The organism is Candidatus Thioglobus sp., from assembly GCF_028599055.1.
Taxonomy (GTDB): Bacteria; Pseudomonadota; Gammaproteobacteria; order PS1; family Pseudothioglobaceae; genus Thioglobus_A.
The window spans coordinates 3,621-7,690 of the sequence record NZ_JAQRMS010000059.1; the positions used below are offsets into that span (position 1 = coordinate 3,621).

At 38.8% G+C, this 4,070-nt stretch carries 5 protein-coding genes; 1 reads left to right on the forward strand and 4 read right to left on the reverse strand.

Annotation, left to right across the window (positions count from 1 at the left end):
* Positions 1-149 precede the first annotated feature (149 nt).
* Together PSN35_RS04995 and ccoG are read right to left on the reverse strand one after the other, a co-directional pair.
* Entirely contained in the window at positions 150-626 is a 477-nt protein-coding gene (locus PSN35_RS04995) for a FixH family protein (RefSeq protein WP_300030315.1), read from the reverse strand.
* Positions 623-2,020, reverse strand: coding sequence for a cytochrome c oxidase accessory protein CcoG (ccoG, locus tag PSN35_RS05000; protein ID WP_300030318.1), 1,398 nt, complete (start codon positions 2,018-2,020; stop codon positions 623-625). Before ccoG ends, PSN35_RS04995 begins: the two co-directional genes overlap by 4 nt.
* A gap of 241 nt (positions 2,021-2,261) precedes the next feature.
* Here ccoG and dapD point away from each other — a divergent pair, with 241 nt between their 5' ends.
* Positions 2,262-3,077 (forward strand): 2,3,4,5-tetrahydropyridine-2,6-dicarboxylate N-succinyltransferase, encoded by an 816-nt coding sequence (gene dapD, locus PSN35_RS05005; RefSeq protein ID WP_300030322.1) that lies wholly within the window; start codon positions 2,262-2,264, stop codon positions 3,075-3,077.
* Between the two features lie 114 nt (positions 3,078-3,191).
* Here dapD and PSN35_RS05010 read toward each other — a convergent pair whose 3' ends face one another.
* Both PSN35_RS05010 and PSN35_RS05015 read right to left on the reverse strand, forming a co-directional pair.
* Positions 3,192-3,329 (reverse strand): hypothetical protein, encoded by a 138-nt coding sequence (locus tag PSN35_RS05010; RefSeq protein ID WP_300030326.1) that lies wholly within the window; start codon positions 3,327-3,329, stop codon positions 3,192-3,194.
* A gap of 168 nt (positions 3,330-3,497) precedes the next feature.
* Positions 3,498-4,070: 4-hydroxybenzoate octaprenyltransferase (locus PSN35_RS05015; protein WP_300030329.1), on the reverse strand; the 573-nt coding region annotated here is incomplete at its 5' end.

Sequence of the window (4,070 nt, forward strand, 5' to 3'; positions counted from 1 at the left end):
GAGTCTATTTTGAAGGATTCTCAATTTAACGATCTTTTTGCCGATCAAATGGATGACTTAATGGCCACTTATGAGCATCATCACAACCATTGTCATGAGGACTAAAACCTTCACCCTAAGGAAAAATTTCTTAGACTAATTACAGCAAGTTACTGAGCAAACATCCGGGCAGAGCTTTGTTGCACAAAACTGCCTTTAGCAACTTCCACCAATAAATCCCAACGACCTTTCAATGGCAAGGTGACATCCACTTGATAAGTGCCGTCTGGTGTTTTGGTCATTGGTACTGAAAAATCATGCTTCATTTCTAGTGGGCGATAAAAATACGCGGTTGCATCCGCCTTATTTAGACGCTTATCTTGCTTAGTACTAATCGCTACATAGGTTTGCTTAATACCGTGTGTCACCACTTCAGGCAAACTCAAATCAAGCTTCCAGCCCTGTTGTTGTAGGTTTTGACGATTTTCCAACGTTTGTCCATAGCGCTCACCAGTTTCATAGGCATCGGCAACAATCGTACCTGGGTGTGTTTCTAAGGCGGTATTAATACGCCATACAGTGGCAATAACTAAGGCTAAAAACAATACTAGCATTAGCATCATAACAGGGGATTTTTGTACGCTCATCGCATGCTCTTCGGAGTAAAGAATGTGGTGTCATATTCTAACGTAGATTGCTCGCCTTTTACGACAAAAGTAACCTCATTATCCTCGCCAACATTTGCTTCATAGGCAGATAAGTATACAAAGATGGATTTTACATTGCCCGTTGGAATGGTAACTGTACCCAATGGATTATTAGATTTTAAAGCCTTAATACTACTGTCAAAGCTAATAGCTACCTGCATATCTTTATCGGTTTTATTCATCACTTTTAGCTCATATTTATTACGGTATGAGCCGTCAGACAACTTAACAAATAATGGCGATCTGTCATGTAACACTTTAAGATCCATAGAGGCCAGTGTACTCATGCCGTACACCAACACAGTAATCGCTGCTAATAAAATAGCACTATAAACAATTACTCTTGGTCGTTTGTATAAAGGCTTTGGTGTTTGTTTAAACTCCAACTCGGCTAACGAAGTATATTTAATCAAGCCTTTTGGTTTGCCTACCTTCTCCATTACCGCATCACACGCATCAATACACAATCCACAGGTGATACAGCCATATTCTTGACCTTTACGAATATCAACGCCAGTTGGACACACTGCAACACACTGATTACAATCAATACAATCACCATTGCCCTCAACAAACTCACCACGCTTTAGCTTGCCGCGCTGCTCACCACGGTAATAATCATAAGTTGGCATGATGCTTTGGTCATCAACCATTGCACCTTGAATTCGTGCGTATGGACATACCCACATGCACGATTGTTCACGCATAAATCCAGCAAAAACATAAGCGCCTAAAGCAATAATTACCGTAATCGCTAAAGTGGTAGAGGTGATCTCAGCGTTAAAATAATCCGCCCAAGTAACACCAAAATACAACATCCAGGTGACACCAGAAAATAAAGCAATAGAGATCCAAATAAGATGTTTAGTCAGTTTTAATCTTAGCTTGTTAAAACTCATTGGTGCTTTATCTAGCTTGCGGCGTTTAGCCGGCGCACCTTCTATTTTATTTTCTACCCAAGTAAAAATATCTGTCCAAACTGTTTGAAAACAGAAATAACCACAAAATATTCGTCCGAATACGGTTGTTATCGCTGCTAGCAAAATAGCTAAAAACAACAACACCATGGTCAACATCCAGATGTCTTGTGGGAAGATGGTAATATCAAATAAATGATACTGTCTGTTTTCCGTATCAAACATAATGGCTTGCCTGTCATTCCAAGTAAGATACGGACCAATGAAAAACGGCGCCCAAAGGATAAAGGCTATCCATTTAAAATTACGGAATTTACCGCCCATGCGTTTTGCATGAATAGTTTCATCACCTAGGTTTTGCACCCATTGATCACCCTCTTCATACAAATTTTCAACCTGAATTTTTTTATCACTCATTGTATTAGTACAGTCCTATAAAGTCATGCGTATCATAACATTTTTATTGATTTTTTTATTGATTTTTTTATTGATTGAAATCAAGTAAATTAAAGATACAAGTCATATTTTAGCGTGAATAGTATCGATCATTATGAATTAAATCAATACAACCAATCGAAGTCGTCGATTAAACCAAGCCGATTAGATAATCAAAATTGGCATCTGATATAATATCTGTTTTTTCTAATTTAAATTAATCATGAGAGATATCATTGAAGCTGCTTTTGAAGACAGAGCAAACATTAACCCACAAACCGTAACCCCTGAAGTAAAGCAAGCTGTTAATGAAGCTATTCGCATGCTTGATTCTGGTGAAGCGCGTGTTGCTGATCAAAACGGCATTGGTGACTGGACAGTTAACGAGTGGTTAAAAAAAGCCGTATTACTTTCTTTTAGAATTGAAGACAACGTACCAATGCAAGGTGGCTTTACTCAATATTACGATAAAGTGCCTTCAAAATTTGCTGATATGTCAGCTGATGAACTTCAAGCAACTGGTGTTCGAGTTGTGCCACCAGCAAGTGCACGCCGTGGCTCTTTCATCGCTAAAGACACTGTGCTTATGCCTTCGTATGTGAATATCGGCGCTTATGTTGATTCGGGCACAATGGTAGACACTTGGGCAACAGTTGGCTCATGTGCGCAAATTGGTAAAAACGTACACTTATCAGGTGGTGTTGGCATTGGTGGTGTTTTAGAGCCGTTGCAAGCCGCACCTACTATTATTGAAGATAACTGCTTTATCGGTGCACGTTCAGAAGTGGTTGAAGGCGTAATTGTTGAAGAAGGCGCGGTTATTTCAATGGGTGTTTACATTGGCCAATCAACCAAAATCTTTAACCGTGAAACGGGTAAGATTACTTATGGTCGTATTCCGGCGGGCTCAGTTGTTGTATCAGGCAACTTGCCATCTAAAGATGGCACTTACTCACTATACTGCGCAGTCATTGTTAAGCAAGTAGATGCAAGAACTCGTTCTAAAGTTGGCATTAATGAGTTGTTAAGAGGCATTTAAATTTAGCCCTGAAACTAAAAAACCCGCCTTTCAGCGGGTTTTTTTTGGCCTTTATGTGTTCTAGTTACGCGTAAACAAAGCGTAGATCACAGCAACTGCCGCTAAACCTAGAACCTAAGCTAGCAACAATACCTGTAATGGTACACCTGCAGCACCAGTACCGAAGATTACTTGAACCACGATGGCTAAAGCAATTAAAGCCATACCGGCTTCCGTTAGTTTTTTGATTGTACCGATAATAGTATCAAGCATATTTTCCCCTCTTTAGTTTTTTTAGTAATCCAACATCGTTGTCAAATTAAGATTAATTTAGAATGCTTCTTGATTGATGTCAGGCTTTTTTTTTGAAAAAATGCTAAAAAAGTGGTATTTTTATAACTAAATATTGAAAAAATGAGAAATTTTAATACCTGATAAGCCTTATAGGGTAACGGATAGCGAAATTCCAACAAAAATCACCAAACCAATGTAATTATTATGCAAAAAAGCTTGAAAACAGGCTGTTTTTTCACGATTTTTGATTAAATATTGATGATAAATCATCAAAATGATAGACAAAAGAACAGAAATGTCGAAAAAAATAGCCATTTTGAAAATTTCTGAAATTTTATAAAAGACAAAAACAAGGCTAATTTGTAGAATTCCAAGAATCAATCGATCGTACTGCGCAAATAACACTGCAGTTGACTTAACCCCAATTTTTAGATCTTCTTCGCGATCTGCCATGGCATACATCGTGTCATAGATAACTGTCCAAATTAATGTCGCAGTAAAAACCCACCAAGCGCCGTCAGCCACAAAGCCATTAGTTGCAGCAAACGCCATTGGCACACTCATGGCAAAAGCCGCACCAAGAACAAACTGCGGCAAGCGTGTCCAGCGTTTGGTGAATGGGTATAAGGTTGTCAATAAAGCCGCAACGATGGCGAGTTGGACAGTTAGCCAATTGGTCAATAACACCAACCCAAAAGCCAAAATGATGAGTGATGCAAA